We start from the raw sequence: 12,542 nt of genomic DNA on the forward strand, positions 1-12,542 counted from the left end.
GCCGCTATTTGATCGACTGCTGTGCCTTATCTATGATCATGTCTGCCAACTGACTAGCATCCTTTGACGTTGCCTCTACATCAGCAATTTTCTTTTTGCCCTGAAACACTGCACCCACTGCTGATATGTTTTCTCCGTCTTCAGTATACCTTCCCCTGATCACATAAGCTTCGGGGAAAGTTTTTACGTCAACAAACATCACGCCCGCCTGGCTATTCTGCCCTTCAAGCTTCTTCAAACGCTGATCTATCAATTCGCCCAGCTGTAGGTCGTCAATAAACGACGCTTCATTTTGGAAAAGAGAAGCAGCCACGGCTGGCCTGTTGGCCTTCAACGCAATTTGCTTTCGCTGCTCGCCATTAAGCTCTCCAATGTCAAAGGTGTTGAGGTCGTTAGGCACTCTCACTTCTGGTTTTTGAATGCCGCCAATTTCTGAGGCCAGCTCGGGTACTTTTTGCGAAGCAAAATTGAAGAGACTAATAATGTCGATGTATCGGTCTTCTCTTAATGCCGGGCCTTTCATACCGTACAGTAGCGAGTAGGTGAGCAGGCCCTGATCGAAAGCAGAGGCTTCATAGCTCACCGCATCGGCAGCCGACCCGGCGATAATATAAAGCCCTGTCCGATCTTTTAGGGTCTCTAGGGCTCTTGCCTCTTCAGAGCTCATGGTGAAGCTGCTGCCCGAGAGGTTCTGTGCCAGCTGACCCGAATGACAGGCATCTATGATAAGCACCTGCCGGATAGTAGGCACTTCCATAATCAACTTGGCGATCTCTTTGCTTGATAGGGAAAAATTAGCTCTTTCTTTATTACCGCTAACCTCCATGCTCGAAGCATCGGCCGTTAAGTAATAAAAGTCAGCGTCTTCTCCCTTATCAGCCACACCATGACCCGAAAGATAAACAACAAGATAGTCGTTTGATGTAGCCACATTTTTGATTTTTGCCAGCTCCGAAACGAGGTTCACTTTTGTAGGCTTGTCGTGGCCTGGCAGGGTAGAAAGCAACTTAATGCTCACATTCTCTTTCCCGAAATGACTCTCAGAACTCAGCTTTATGGCGCCATAGAAGTCTTCAGCATCTTTCGCTGCATATTTCAAGTCCATGTCGTTTCCCTGGTAATCTGAAACGCCCGCCACTATGCCATATACTTTTGATGGTGTGGCACCGCCAACTTTGTTCTCGTCGATCAGGTAAACACTCTTCTCAGGGCTTGAGAGGTAGCCATCCTGGTTGTAGGCCTTTACTGTAATCTTGTTAAGTCCTCCTTTTTTGATGTAGGGATGATTTTCAATGCCGTAGTCGAAGCTTGCAAAACCATCTGTAGTGGTCGATACATCTCTTGACTCATTAATCACCTCCTTGCCATTGATGAAAATCACAATTCGCCCGATGCCACCTCCCTGGTCATTCAGGTTGATCCCCAGCTTACCGTTATTTTGCTCGGGATGTGCCAGCTTTATTTCCGGGTAGAGATCAAAGCCGTCCAGCTTCGGAGATAGCCGGATGGGGTCTTTATGAAAGCCAAGTAGTTTTGGTAAAAGGTAAGGCTCATAAAATTTGTCTTTCATTTGCTCCAGGGCAATGGACTCCTTACCAACCGAGTAATGTATTTGTGAAATAGCTTCTCTTGAAGCATCAAACAGCCCATCGCCAGCCACCACTGCCCAATCAGTTGCACTTAAAGGCGTCAGGGTTGCCAGCTCTTTCTTGTCGCTCATTGACCAGCATTTGATCAGCCCATCGAAGCTGGAGGAAAAAAGCACCTCTCCAGAGCTGCTGAATGCCAGCCCTGAAACAGCTGCCGAATGGCCTTTCAGTTGGAAGGCTTCAGCACCTTTTTCAAGATCCCAGAAAGTGATGCTATAATCACCCTGGCTGCTTCCTTTACTGATTACATTGGAGAGCGTAACAAGGTGCTTACCGGTAGGGTCAAACTTCAACTTTGTGATAGTTTTGCCGTCCGGTACGGCTATCTTTTTCACCGCTTTATCGCTGCCCATATCGATAAGCTGGAGGCTGGTTCCTTTGTTTTTAACAACGGCTCCAATCCATTTTCCATCGGCGCTTACTTCGAAATATTGAAGGCCATCAATTTTAATTGCATTTTGCTTTTTGAAATTCTCAGTATCATAGAAGGTAATGCCAGCCGAAGCATCTTGAGCCAGTAGCAGCTTCCCATCAGGCGTTAAGCGTTGATCAAAGCTTTCTTTTAGTTTGATTACTTTGGGTTTCTTGCCGCTTTTAATTGAAAAAATGCCTGTGCCATTGTCTACCTTTTTGATAATGCGTTGGTCATCGGCTGTTACTTCCAGATAGGGGTAGGTGAGTTTCTCACCTGTGGCTCTGCTGTACACCACCGCATCATATTTGGTGTCCCAGGCAGATACAGTTCCATTTTGTTGCACGCCTGCCAGCAGATACTGGTTGGTTCCGAAGGCAAGGCCGATAACTGGTGCAGAGGCAGTTTTGAGCTGTTTAGGAGCAGTGGCGCCTGTCAGGTCGAATAGCACAACGCCATCATTTCTGCCGACAGCTAGCTGCGTGCCGCTTTTATTAATCGCCAGAGAAAGGATTTTGGTGGCAAGTCCGACAAAGGCACCATTGTACTTCTCTGTGGCCAGGTCGTAAACATGAATTCCGCCCTGATAGTCGGGTAGAAATAGTTCCCTCCCGTTGGCCGAAAAGATCGCTGTTTGCAGCCCGATGGCACTGCCTGATTGTTCGAGTAAAGCTGTTGGGATTTGTATTTTGTCAGAGGCTTCTTCACCACCTGACAGCGGATAAAAGTGGACGTTCCTGTCGCTACCTCTCCCGGTTAATACCAGCAAGTCTTTCGATGCATGCATACTGATAATTCGTGGTAGAGGTGACTTGTTTTGCGAAACGATCATGTTGGTTCGATAGCGGAATATCTCGCCGTCTCCAGTCACGTAAATCCAGGAATCTTCTTCCGCACCTGGCACAATGCCAGTTACAGCCTTTGCCGAATTGGTAACAATGGTAGCCGCTTCAGCGCCCGGTTGACGCATAGCCAGGGTGCCATCATCGCAACCGAGGGCAAGCTTGCCTGCAGCGTTCCAGGTGAAGCTGGTGATTTTCTTCTCCTTCAATTCAACACTATAAGTTTCTTGAGGCTTGTTCGCTGTAATCACCGATAGCTTGCCAGTAGTGGTAAGAGCACCCAATAATTTCCCTTCTGCGTCAAATTGAATTTGAGTAACGCTTCCTTCCACATCGGCAATACCTGCGATTTTCCAGTCCGACTGATGACGGATCACAATTTTACCAGACGCATCTGCTGTAGCGAGATATTTCCCATCAGCTGAGGCACTAATTGACGTAATGGTGCTATTGTGCCCTTCCAAAAAAGTGACTACTGTTTTTGTCTGGATATCCCAAACGGTTACTTCTGAGCCTCCATCAATGCTGTACAGATAGGTGTTGGAGGGATCCGTTGCCAAACCAATCACCGGGTTGGTGTGGCCAATTGGCACAATGAGCTTAGGTAGCTGGGCTCCTGCAACAAATGAAGTCAAGAAAAATAGGAAACTTAGGACGAGTCTCATTACAGTATCTTTTAGAAAGTGAAACCTGATAATGCAATTTAGCTAAAAGTATGCCGCAATGTATTGCGCTTTATTTTTAACTTGTAAGGGACAATTAACTTAGGTTCTACAACGAATTCGAGGAAGCCCAAAGGAGTCATAACAATCAGGTAATAATTATTTAAAATGCACCTTTCTTCGTTTTGAAAAGAAGGCATTTACTTTCCCGTTTCATCCCAACCTAACCAAATGAACGAAGCTAAGCTGGTCTACAAAAATCTCGATGAGTTGTTCGAACGAGCTCCGTCATTTCCGATTAATAAGAAGAGTAAATTCGTAATTTTTAGTGACCTACACATGGGGGATGGGAGCTCCAAAGATGACTTTCTTCCAAATTCCAACCTCTTCATTCAATCAGTAAGAGATTACTACATTCCTAAAGGGTTTTCCATGGTTTTGAATGGTGACATTGAAGAGCTCCAAAGGTTTTCTTTGAAAAAAATAGCGAAACAATGGGCTGAAGTTTATGAGCTATTTGATGAAGTAAATAAAAATAACCTACTCATAAAGACAGTTGGCAACCACGACCTCACACTGGTGAATGAGCCAGAGCAACCGTTCCAGTACGAACTGTACGAGTCGGCCAAACTGATGTACAAGGACAATCCCATCTTTATTTTTCACGGCCACCAGGCTTCCAAAAAATATCAGAAAAGCAACAGGCTTATTGGCTTCACACTGAAATACATAGCCAACCCGCTTCGAATCAAAAACTTCTCGGTGGCGCACGACAGCCGAAAGCAATACAAAATCGAAAGGCGGGTCTATAATTATTCAGTCTTTAATAAAATTGCTTCGGTGATCGGTCATACGCACCGCCCGCTGTTTGAATCACTGTCAAAAGCGGAGCGACTTAAGTACAAAATAGAGCAGTTGTGCAGGGAGCTTGTTGGATTGAAGGAGGGAGAGGAGCCTTTGATTTTGAAGAGCATTAAGGCCTACAAAAAGGAGTTGAAAGCTATTTATAGCAAGAAGCTCCCCATTCTGGAAATCGGCAACCTGTATCATTCCATTTTTCACATTCCCGTTCTTTTCAACTCGGGCACGGTAATCGGGAAGCGTGGTATCACCTGCCTTGAGATTGAAAACGGCTCAATATCTCTGATCCATTGGTTCGACCAGAAGACAACCGAAAAATACCTGAGACAAACTGGCTACAATCCGGAACAGCTGGGAGATACGGATTTTTACAGAATGGTCATTAACAAAGAAGACTTGGATTATATCTTCACCCGCATCAAGGTTTTGTCTTGATGGCAAAATGCCAGGAATGAAAAGCGGAAAGTTGTTTTGCTTGCCACCGCTGCCAATCCGTTTATCTCGACAGCAATTTATTGAGGCTGACTTCTTCTTTTACATTCACAGGGTATTTCGACGACCAGCCTGCGATGCTTGTTTTAATTTCGCCGGTAAACTGCAAAGGCACTTTTTTGCCCAGCAGATAGGCCAGCCCGTCTTTTTCAACAATTTTCTGGATTTCAGCCATAACCAGTATGCCCTGAAATGGGACTACAAATTCCTTTTTTGCACCTGCCTTTACTACTTTAACCTCCCTTAAAGAGGCCACTTTAGCAGACTCAATTTCGATCTGTAGCTGAATTTCTTTGATGCTTACACCAAAAGAGTTCGGGTTATATAACAGTGCTTCCCCTCTAACTTGCGTTTCATTATTGACAACGGGGCCGAAAGTAAGCTTTTGGAACCTGATCAGCTCAGCGGGTTCTGCTTGCTTGCAACTCCAGCCCAAAAAAAGGATTGAACAAAATATTAAATTATTTACCAGGGCTTTTCTCATAGTTCCGTTTCGTGGCTCAAATTAAAAGATTATTTTTCGGCTATCTAATTCATTTTCAAATTCGAAGAAGCTCAGTCGGAATAACACTATTCTTCCTCAACCGTTTATACCTGTTCAAATTCGTCGAAAACTTTATGTCAAACACTTCCACAAGGTCTTACTCAAAAATGATGCGCAATATTTTATGTTTTGGTTTAGCCGCCTTTTTGTTTTCATGCACCCCTCAGGTTCCATCGTTCGATTGGCAAGGCCACCGGGGTGCTAGAGGGCTTATGCCTGAGAACACTATACCGGCTTTTTTGAAGGCCATGGAATACGATATCAAAACACTCGAGATGGACGTGGTCATAACGGCCGACAACATGGTAGTAGTGTCTCACGATTCATTTCTGTCACCAACTTTTTGCACCGACTCTTTGGGCAGCCCTATTTCAGAAGGGTCTGAAATGAAGTGGAATATTTATCAAATGCGAAGCGATGAACTCGCAATGTTCGATTGTGGCAGTAAGCTTCATCCGGGGTTCCCTGATCAGGAAAAAATGAAAGTTAATAAGCCGCTTTTGTCGGAAGTGTTCAAAGCAGTGGATCAATATGCCGATGACAAAGGCCTCAACATCCCTTTCTATAATATCGAATTGAAGTCAGACGAGGAGGGAGACCATATATACCACCCCGAGCCAAGTGTGTTTTGCGAACTTGTGTACGCTGAAATCAATGGCAAGGTGCCTTTCGACAAATTGACCATCCAGTCATTTGATTTTCGGATACTTCGTTATTTTCATGAAACCTATCCTGAAGTGAAACTATCTGTGCTCGTCGGGAATGACCTGTCCGTCGAAGAAAACCTCAGCGAACTGGGCTTCACCCCTGCAGTTTATAGCTGCTATTTCAAAAGATTGACTGCCGACGATGTTCTATTTTTACACGGCAAAGGCCTTGAGGTAATCCCCTGGACGGTAAATGAGGTGTCGGAAATGCAGGAGCTCATCAAAATGGGCGTCGACGGCATTATCACCGACTACCCTAACCTCATCGAACAGGTAGCTTCATAATTATAAGGTATTCACTACCTTTGCCCGCTGTAAAAAATAGCTGTTGATATAAATGAAAAAGACTTACGACGTTTTTGGTATCGGGAATGCCCTGGTGGACATTGTTTTTGATGCTGATAATAGCTTTCTGGAAAAATATAAAGTAGAAAAGGGCTTGATGACGCTGGTGGATGAAGCCCGTCAACATGAACTTATTGAAGCACTTCACCTTGACGAAAACATGATGCAGTGCGGAGGCTCAGCAGCTAATACCATTATCGGCACAAGTCAGTTTGGCGGAAAATGCTACTATGCCTGCAAAGTCGCCAATGATAAATTTGGACACTTTTACCTTGAAGATCTACGAAAAAACGGCGTTGACACCAACCTGACTGACGCTACAGCCCCGGAGGGGATCACTGGAAAGTGCCTGGTAATGGTGACTGACGATGCTGATCGCACGATGAATACTTTCCTTGGTATTACTTCCAACTTTTCTAACGCTGAAATCGACGAAAGAGCCTTAAAGGACTCACAGTACCTCTATATTGAAGGCTACCTGGTGACAAGCGAGACCGGCCTTGAGGCAATGAAACATGCTAAGAAAATAGCCGAAGAAAATGGCGTGAAAGTAGCATTGACGTTTTCTGACCCAAGCATGGTGAAGTACTTCAAGACTCAAATGGAAGAAGTTGTGGGCGCAAGTGTCGATCTGCTCTTTTGCAACGAAGAGGAGGCAATGCTCTTCACTGGAAAGAACAACATTCTCCATGCCAGGGAGGAGTTAAAAAAGGCCGCAAAAAAATTCGCCATCACGCAAGGGAAAAACGGTGCTATGATCTACGATGGAGATACTTTCATCGATATTGAGCCATACAAAGTAAATGCGGTGGACACCGTAGGAGCTGGAGACATGTTCTCAGGTGCTTTTCTTTACGGAATCACGCATGGCCACTCAATTGCCGAAGCGGGAAAAATGGCCAGCCTGGCTTCGTCTAAAGTAGTTTCGCAGTACGGCCCCCGACTGGAGTGGCACCAGGTAAAGGAAATAATGAATCACCTGTTCGAATAGTTTACCCAATCAGCCAACCCTTAAAAAGAGAAGACTCAACGGTTGTTGGGTCTTTTTTCTTTTCAAGAGAGTAGCTTTCGTAAAATGGCCCGCCAGTCGGAATAGAAAGATCAATAGTCCTGCCGTATCTTTTGATTCTAATTGTAGAATCGGCCGCAAAAACAGTTAACATTTTGTCAGTAGCAGTTTCTGAGTTCACATTCACGATCTCATCATCGACTGACAGCATTTCGAACGCTCTGCTTTCAGGATGTACATGAGAAACCACAAACCTGTCTGAGTCAGACCTTACTTTGAAGCCCAGCTCCCTTTCGTGAAAAGCGTCAGGAAGCTTCTTTTGCAGAGCCAGCCCAAACTGGTCAGCCAGAATGCCAAGTTCATTTTCAATTGGCTCATTTCCATCCACAAACTTATCGAAGAAGTCTTGAAGTGGATGAGCGGCCAATTTTTCTGCAATGTTTTGAATATCGTTTTTCTCGTAGGGCTTTCCCGATTTATACAAATCTTCCCAAAGAGCCCGCATCACGTCGTCCATCGAATGCTTCCCTTTGCTTAAAATCCTGATCGTCAAATCAAGCATAAGCGCAATGATGGCCCCCTTCACATAAATCGACACCTTTCTGTTAGGCACACCAGCCTGGTAGCCGTCCAGCCATAGATCGAACGACGACTCCGCCACCGATTGATTGAACCTGCCAAAGTTTTGAAAGTGACGGCTGAGAAGTTTATTCAGCTCATTCAAATACCATTCTTCGTCGTAAACGCCACTCCTTACCAGCATCAGGTCGCCATAGTAGGTAGTAAAACCCTCTGCTACATAGCCCGTTTCAAAATAATTCTCCTTCGAAAAGTCGTACGGCTGAAGCTCTGCGGGGCGAATCCTGGTAATGTTCCATGCATGAAAAAGCTCGTGCGACGATATGCCGAGCAGCTTTTCATAAAAGCTCGCAGTATGCTCTCCGGTGCACGGCCCTAGAGTAATAACAGTAGAATTAGCATGCTCCACACCATGATAGGCCTGGTGAGGAAGAAATTGAAGCAAAAAGTGATAGTCTGCGATTGGCAAGTCACCAAAAAGCCGTAACTGAGTGGTTGTAAACTTTCGGAAGTCATCCAACATCTGGGTCGGTTTCGCATCCGTCAATCCATGATGCCAGATATGAAAAGTGATTCCGCCAACTTCATAGATCAGGTGAGTTAACGATGGGCTTGCAATAAACGGACTGTCGGCCAATTCGTAAAAACTTTCTGCCAGCAGCCGGCGGCCTTCTTTTTTCAACCCAGTGGCCACTTCATAGTGGTCCGGTAGCTTCAGAAGCAATTCAACGGGCGCTGTCATTCTATCTGGCAAATACATCAAACAGTTAACAGGGTTTACGTAAAGCTGGTCATCATGAAGCCATGAGTTGCCAGCGTCCATTTTATATGCATAATATTGATAACTTATTTCAACAGACTGCTTGCTCTTTGAGAAAAATGCCCAACCACTTTTGTTTGTTTTTTTGATCTTCAGCACTCCATCCACCGAACCTTTTGCCGAGACACGTAAAATATTCTTGGCAAAATCCCCCAACTCATAGCGCCCGGGTCTCCACGTTGGCAGCCTAACTTCCACGTTTTGGGCCGTATTAGCCTCAAAAGTCATGACAATATTTATAAGGTGGCTGAGCGGGTTGTTGTAACTAACTGTATATCTGATCATTTTTTAATAATTCCCAACTATTCTTTCTCTTCCTTGTTTGCAATTAATTAAAAGCTCTTTAACTTTGCAGCCCGTAATTTTTCTGAAGAACTACAATTGTATGCCTCGGAAAGATACTTTAAGTTAGGCAAAGAAGAATAGATAGATATGAAAAGGACATTTCAGCCCTCAGTAAGAAAGAGAAAGAACAAGCACGGCTTCAGAGAAAGAATGTCGACTGCTAATGGTCGTAGGGTGTTGGCTGCCAGAAGGGCCAAAGGAAGAAAAAGACTGACTGTGTCTGACGAGCGTCGTCACAAGAAATAAATCTTCACTGCTTTTATGAAGGAGCAGGAATATAAAAGTCTACCTGCTACCTTTTCAAAGTCGGAGAGGTTAAAGAGAGACAAGCGTATTAAGGAACTTTTCCAGAAAGGTTCCTCTTTTTTTTATACCCCCTTCTTATCAAGTACATGGAATCCCCTGTTCCTGAAGGGGTTAATCAGATTCTTTTTTCAGTATCGAAGAAGAACTTTAAGAGAGCAGTAGACAGAAACCTGCTTCGGCGCAGAATGTTCGAAGCTTATCGACTGCACAAGCACACACTCACGTCCCTGCCTGATCAGGAGAATTTCCTCTTAATCGCCTATATTTACGTTGGTAAAGAAAAAGCCACCTATCAACTTATCGAGCGTCAACTAATTGCGGCGTTGAAGCGTTTGAATGATGTGAAAAGTGCAAAAACATAGCAAGTCTATGAAAAAAAGAATTATCAGAGGCAGTTTGTTGATGCTGGTTATTGGAGGAATTTTTAGCCTTTCATTTACTGAGCCAGACGACAAATACTTTCAGATAGCGAAGAGTCTGGATATTTTTGCCACACTTTTTAAAGAGGTGAATACCTACTATGTTGATGAGGTTAGCCCGGATGACATGGTGAAAAGTGGCATCAATGCTATGCTTAGTTCACTTGACCCCTACACAGACTTTATTTCAGAAGACGAGTATGACGACTTTCGTACCATCACCACAGGCCAGTATGGTGGCATAGGGGCCCTGGTCGGGAAGAGGGATGGCTATAGCACCATCATTATGCCTTTTAAGGATTTTCCGGCCTATCGGGCCGGACTTCAAATAGGCGACAAGGTGACTAAAATAGACGGTAAAGACATTGTAGGAAAGTATTCAGACAATATTAGTGACCTTTTGAAGGGCCCTGTTAACACCCCCATTGTCTTAACCATTGAAAGATACGGCGTAGAAAAAGCTTTTGATGTACCCCTCGTCAGGGAAAAAATCACGATCAACAACGTCCCGTTCTATGGGCTCTTTCAATCCGATATCGGCTACATCCGGCTGTCTGACTTCACCACCGACGCAGGCAAAGAAGTAAGAAACGCATTAACTGATCTCAAAAAACAAGGCGCTAAATATATTGTGTTGGATCTAAGGGGCAATCCCGGTGGTTTGCTCGACGAAGCAATCAATGTATCCAACGCATTTGTTAAAAAAGGATCGGAGATCGTAACCACCAAAGGCAAAGTGAAGGATTGGAACAAAGCTTACAAAGCCTATCAGGATGCGGTTGACACCGAAATCCCCTTGGCTGTTCTGGTGAACGGAGGCAGTGCATCGGCGGCGGAAATTGTTGCGGGCGTTATTCAAGACTATGACAGGGGTGTGTTGATAGGCAGAAGAACATTTGGGAAGGGACTCGTGCAGGCAACCAGGCCACTGGCATACAATTCCCAGTTAAAAATTACAACAGCCAAATACTACATACCAAGCGGTCGATGCATTCAGGCGATCGATTATGCCCACAGAAACCCAGACGGAAGTGTGGCAAAGATTCCTGACTCACTAATGGTGGCCTTTAAAACCTCAAAAGGCAGGGTGGTCTTCGACGGTGGTGGCGTTAATCCCGACATTACAGCGGAAATGATTGAGTATGCGCCGGTCACTCTTGGTCTGGTCAATGGCAATCATGTCTTCGATTATGCAACCAAATATCATTTTGAGCACAAAACGATTCCATCCCCTGCCGCATTTAAACTGTCGGATGAGGAATTCGCTGATTTCAAAAGATGGTTGGCTAAACGAGATTTGAAATACTCAAGCGCCATGGAAAGGTCACTTGATGGGTTCGAGGCCTCTGCAAAAAAGGAGCAGTACCTCACACTGCTGGAAAATGAAATCCAACAACTGAGAAGTCAGTTGAATAAGATGAAGAGCACAGACTTGGAACAATTCAAGGATGAGATAAAAGAGGTGCTCGAAGAAGAGATATTAAGTCGCTACTACTTCGAGGCAGGCATTATCGAATCTTCTTTCAGCTATGACCCCGATATCCTCGAAGCTGTAAAGCTTTTCCGGGCTGACGGCAGGTACACAGAGCTATTAAATCCAACCAACTAAACATGTCCGTTATTTTATGTTTGGAGACAGCCACTACGGTTTGCTCTGTGGCTATTTTTGCCGACAAACAGTTGTTGGGTTACCAGGAGTACAGGATAGACAAGTCACACTCAAACCTGTTGCCTTCTATTATTGATACTACGTTGCATGGATTGTCTCTCAGTAAGGCTGATTTGACGGCAGTCGCTGTTTCTGAAGGCCCCGGCTCATATACCGGCCTTCGGATAGGCACGTCTATCGCTAAAGGCTTGTGCTATGCATTAGAAATACCACTACTTTCGGTAAATACCTTGCATGCCATGGCGGCGGAAGTGAAGAAGTTTAATACGAAGGGCGCTTTTCTATGCCCAATGATAGATGCCAGGCGAATGGAAGTGTATGCCTGTGTGATGAATTCGGAAGGGGGTGTTGAGCAGGAAACTGCGCCACATATAATAGATGAGCATTCATTTTCTGAATACCTTAAGAAACATGAGGTTTGGTTTTTTGGGAATGGCTCCGACAAGTGCAAAGAACTGATAGGTAAAAATGCTAATGCCGTTTTCATATCCGACATGGTGCCCTCAGCAAAGTACATGGGTGAGTTGGCGCAGGAGCAGCTACAGTCTGCATCGTTCAAAGATCTGGCCTACTTCGAGCCGTTTTATTTAAAAGAGTTCAGAGCAACCAAACCAAAATCGGTTAGCTAGTGTTCACTTAGTTCTTCGTATTTCATAAAATGGAACAACCAATTGTCAATAGAGTAGCTAGTAGTTCATTGATTTCCCTCGACCTGGCCGAGTTTATCCCTCAGGGTGAAAGGGCAGTATTCGATCTGAAAGACTACCTTTTTCAGGGAATGATTCTTAGAGAAAAAGATTTTAGGCTGGCCATTAAGCAATTTGATTGGTCTGTCTTTCAGGGAAAGTCGGTCGCTATTTACTGCTCGACTGATGCAATTA

The 12,542-nt window shown here is 44.7% G+C and carries 11 protein-coding genes (1 of these 11 running past the window's edge); 8 read left to right on the forward strand and 3 right to left on the reverse strand.

Annotated elements, in window-relative coordinates:
• Window positions 1-4: 4 nt before the first annotated feature.
• Complete coding sequence (locus RT717_RS28075) at window positions 5-3,568, reverse strand: caspase family protein (RefSeq protein ID WP_317489624.1); 3,564 nt, start codon at window positions 3,566-3,568, stop codon at window positions 5-7.
• A 228-nt stretch (window positions 3,569-3,796) separates the two neighbouring features.
• Here RT717_RS28075 and RT717_RS28080 point away from each other — a divergent pair, with 228 nt between their 5' ends.
• Complete coding sequence (locus RT717_RS28080) at window positions 3,797-4,861, forward strand: metallophosphoesterase family protein (RefSeq protein ID WP_317489625.1); 1,065 nt, start codon at window positions 3,797-3,799, stop codon at window positions 4,859-4,861.
• A gap of 61 nt (window positions 4,862-4,922) precedes the next feature.
• Here RT717_RS28080 and RT717_RS28085 read toward each other — a convergent pair whose 3' ends face one another.
• A complete protein-coding gene (locus RT717_RS28085; protein WP_317489626.1) occupies window positions 4,923-5,402 on the reverse strand; it encodes an LEA type 2 family protein in 480 nt (159 codons plus the stop codon).
• A gap of 170 nt (window positions 5,403-5,572) precedes the next feature.
• Between RT717_RS28085 and RT717_RS28090 the strand changes: the two genes are divergently transcribed.
• On the forward strand, window positions 5,573-6,454 hold the full coding sequence (locus RT717_RS28090) for a glycerophosphodiester phosphodiesterase family protein (RefSeq protein WP_394854147.1): 882 nt from the start codon (window positions 5,573-5,575) through the stop codon (window positions 6,452-6,454).
• Window positions 6,455-6,506: 52 nt separating this feature from the next.
• Window positions 6,507-7,505: an adenosine kinase gene (locus RT717_RS28095; RefSeq protein ID WP_317489627.1), complete on the forward strand. Its 999-nt coding sequence runs from the start codon at window positions 6,507-6,509 to the stop codon at window positions 7,503-7,505.
• A 1-nt stretch (window position 7,506) separates the two neighbouring features.
• Here the strand turns inward: RT717_RS28095 and RT717_RS28100 are convergent, their stop codons facing one another.
• Window positions 7,507-9,207 (reverse strand): M61 family metallopeptidase, encoded by a 1,701-nt coding sequence (locus RT717_RS28100; protein ID WP_317489628.1) that lies wholly within the window; start codon window positions 9,205-9,207, stop codon window positions 7,507-7,509.
• A gap of 147 nt (window positions 9,208-9,354) precedes the next feature.
• Between RT717_RS28100 and rpmH the strand changes: the two genes are divergently transcribed.
• The 5 genes from rpmH to RT717_RS28125 form a co-directional block, all read left to right on the forward strand.
• Window positions 9,355-9,513 (forward strand): 50S ribosomal protein L34, encoded by a 159-nt coding sequence (gene rpmH / locus RT717_RS28105; protein WP_151996459.1) that lies wholly within the window; start codon window positions 9,355-9,357, stop codon window positions 9,511-9,513.
• 146 nt (window positions 9,514-9,659) lie between these two features.
• A complete protein-coding gene (locus tag RT717_RS28110; protein ID WP_317489629.1) occupies window positions 9,660-9,935 on the forward strand; it encodes a ribonuclease P protein component in 276 nt (91 codons plus the stop codon).
• A gap of 7 nt (window positions 9,936-9,942) precedes the next feature.
• Window positions 9,943-11,601, forward strand: a complete 1,659-nt coding sequence (locus tag RT717_RS28115; protein WP_317489630.1) for a S41 family peptidase — start codon at window positions 9,943-9,945, stop codon at window positions 11,599-11,601.
• A 2-nt stretch (window positions 11,602-11,603) separates the two neighbouring features.
• Window positions 11,604-12,290, forward strand: coding sequence for a tRNA (adenosine(37)-N6)-threonylcarbamoyltransferase complex dimerization subunit type 1 TsaB (gene tsaB, locus RT717_RS28120; RefSeq protein WP_317489631.1), 687 nt, complete (start codon window positions 11,604-11,606; stop codon window positions 12,288-12,290).
• A gap of 29 nt (window positions 12,291-12,319) precedes the next feature.
• A protein-coding gene (locus RT717_RS28125; protein WP_317489632.1) for a DUF2480 family protein crosses the window boundary here: on the forward strand, window positions 12,320-12,542 show its beginning. It continues 287 nt past the right edge of the window; 223 of the gene's 510 nt are visible here — the first part of the coding sequence; it begins with the start codon at window positions 12,320-12,322; the stop codon falls past the right edge of the window.

Source organism: Imperialibacter roseus (genome assembly GCF_032999765.1).
Taxonomy (GTDB): domain Bacteria; phylum Bacteroidota; class Bacteroidia; order Cytophagales; family Cyclobacteriaceae; genus Imperialibacter; species Imperialibacter roseus.